Raw genomic sequence first — 2,667 nt, 5'->3', positions numbered from 1 at the left:
TGGCTGGAAGATTTTGCCTACCGCATCGAAATTAAATGGTGGATGTTTCTGCTCACAGGAATCGCAACCATTCTCATTGCGCTTTTAACGGTAAGTTATCGTGCGATAAAAGCCGCGATTGCAAATCCGGTGGAGAGTTTGAGGGATGAATAAACAATTAAAAAGGTAGAATTATGTTTAGAAACTATATCAAAATCGCATTTAGAAATCTTTGGCGGAACAAAGGATTTTCTGCAATAAACATTTCAGGATTGGCAATTGCTATGGCAGGCGTAATCCTTATTAGTATCTGGATTCAGAATGAATTGAGTTTTGACAGATTTCATACCAATGAAAAGGATCTGTACAAAGTATGGAACAGTTATCGATCGGTTGATGGACATATTAGTAATGGGGATGTTACTTCTGCTCCTTTAGGAAATGCTCTGGTTGATGAATTTCCTGAAGTGATAAAATCGGCTAGGATATATTGGAGTGCCAACCGCCTCTTTAGCTTTGAAGATAAAAGCATTAAAACCAAAGGCAATGAAGTAGATAAAGCCTTCTTGACTATGTTCAGTTTTCCACTTTTAAAAGGAGATGCAGAACATGCTTTAGATGATGTCAATAACATTGTCATTTCAGAAACATTTGCTAAGAATTTATTTGGGGATACAGATCCTATCAATCAAATTCTTAAAGTTGATAATGAGGAATCCTATAAAGTAACTGGAGTGCTAAAAGATCTGCCTTCTAATACTACTTTTGATTTTGATTACTTGACTTCTTTAAAGACGAGTGAGGCAAATGCGGAATGGGGAGCCAATTCGTATTATACTTATGTACAGTTACAACCAAACACAACTATTGAAGGTTTTAATGAGAAAATAAAAAATATAGTAATAAATAAGTCGTCTTATAAATGGGAGGTTTTTTTATATCCTTTTAGTAGATCTCATTTGTATGGCTATTTTGAAAATGGAATAGAAACTGGCGGACGTATTGAAACCGTTCGTTTATTGGCATTGATTGGCGGACTAATTTTACTTATTGCCTGTATTAATTTTATGAATTTGAGTACCGCTCAAAGTCAGAAACGCGCTAAGGAAGTTGGCGTGCGCAAAGTAATCGGTGCAGGAAAATCAAGTTTGATTGGACAATTTTTATGCGAATCCATTCTTGTGGTTTCTATTGCTGGAATCATTGCTTTGGGAATTGCAGTAGTAGCGCTTCCGTTTTTTAATCAGGTGGTAGAGAGTTCTTTGTCTATCAATTTTGGCAATCCTTTGTTGTGGTTAGGACTTGTGGTTTTCATAATTTTCACAGGATTGTTGGCAGGCAGTTATCCTGCATTTTTTCTTTCGTCTTTTGCGCCGACAAAAGTTCTAAAAGGCTCTTTTAAAAGTGCAAAACATTTCTTTAATCCGAGGAAAACATTGGTGGTTTTGCAGTTTTCTGTAGCTATTATATTGGTGGTCGCTACGATGATTATCTATCAGCAAATCAATTTTGTGCAAAATAGAGATATCGGATATACTATCGATAATCTGGTAGAAGTACCGATTGAAGGTGATATCGGAAAAAACTATGATTTAATCAAAAATGAGTTGATCAATAATAGAGCGATTACGGCAATGAGTAAAACCGGTTGGACAGTTACTTTGGATGCAAGTAGCAGTTCGGGCTTTGAGTGGGATGGTATGAATAGAGAAGAAGAACCATTGAATTTCTCTCTTTACAGAACTGGTGGAGACTTTGCAAAAACGATGAATCTAAAACTAATAGAAGGCAGAGACATGGATTTTACACTTTTCCCAAATGATACTTCTTCAGTAATGCTCAATAAAAAAGCTGTTGAAACGATGGGAATGACAGATCCTATTGGAAAATTAATACGAAGTGGTTCTAACAAGGCTTATACTATTGTTGGAATATTTGAAGATTTTATTATCGATTCCCCTTACGAAGAGGTCAGATCGATGTTGGTTCTCGGGTCTGACAAATGGAATTACAACAGTTTGATACGTTTAAATGCGGAGAATAGTACACAGGCAAATTTAAAAGTTGTAGAGCAAGTGTTTGAAAAATACAATCCTGCGTATCCTTTTAATTATCAATTTGTAGATCGGCAATATGCGCAGAAATTTAAGAATGAAAAACAAACTGCGGTACTTTCTACACTGTTTGCTGGTTTGACAATTTTTATTTCCTGTTTAGGTCTTTTCGGATTGGCTGCGTATATGGCTCAAAACCGCGCCAAGGAAATTGGTATTCGTAAAGTATTGGGTGCAAGTGTTGCTGGTATTATAAAAATGTTGTCAAAAGAATTTTTAACCTTGGTACTAATTGCCATTGTTATTGCTGTGCCAGTAAGTTGGTATGTAATGCAGCAATGGTTGATGGATTTTACTTATCGTATAGATGTTGGATGGATAGTTTTTATGTATGCCAGTGTTGGTACAATATTGATAGCGTTATTACCCGTGAGTTTTCAAGCTGTAAAAGCCGCAATTGCAAATCCGGTGGATAGTTTAAAGGATGAATAAACAATTAAAAAGGTAGAATTATGTTTAGAAATTATTTTAAAACCGCATGGCGTACCATGACCAAAAACAAGATGTATTCCTTCATCAATATTTTGGGTTTAACTATTGGTTTATCTGCCTGTATGATTGTAGCAACGGTTGT

The 2,667-nt window shown here is 35.7% G+C and carries 1 protein-coding gene; it reads left to right on the top strand.

Translation table 11 applies throughout. From position 1 onward, the window contains the following. Nucleotides 1-173 precede the first annotated feature (173 nt). Nucleotides 174-2,525, top strand: a complete 2,352-nt coding sequence (locus VLZ86_RS10720) for an ABC transporter permease (RefSeq protein ID WP_325451157.1) — start codon at nucleotides 174-176, stop codon at nucleotides 2,523-2,525. The last annotated feature ends 142 nt before the right edge of the window (nucleotides 2,526-2,667 follow it).

The organism is Gelidibacter sp. (genome assembly GCF_035515035.1).
GTDB lineage: Bacteria > Bacteroidota > Bacteroidia > Flavobacteriales > Flavobacteriaceae > Gelidibacter.
This window is presented reverse-complemented; position numbering and strand designations above follow the sequence as displayed.

What these genes read in the sequence shown, in the direction of transcription:
- VLZ86_RS10720 (WP_325451157.1), top strand. Translation starts at nt 174, where the DNA reads ATGTTTAGAAACTATATCAAAATCGCATTTAGAAATCTTTGGCGGAAC.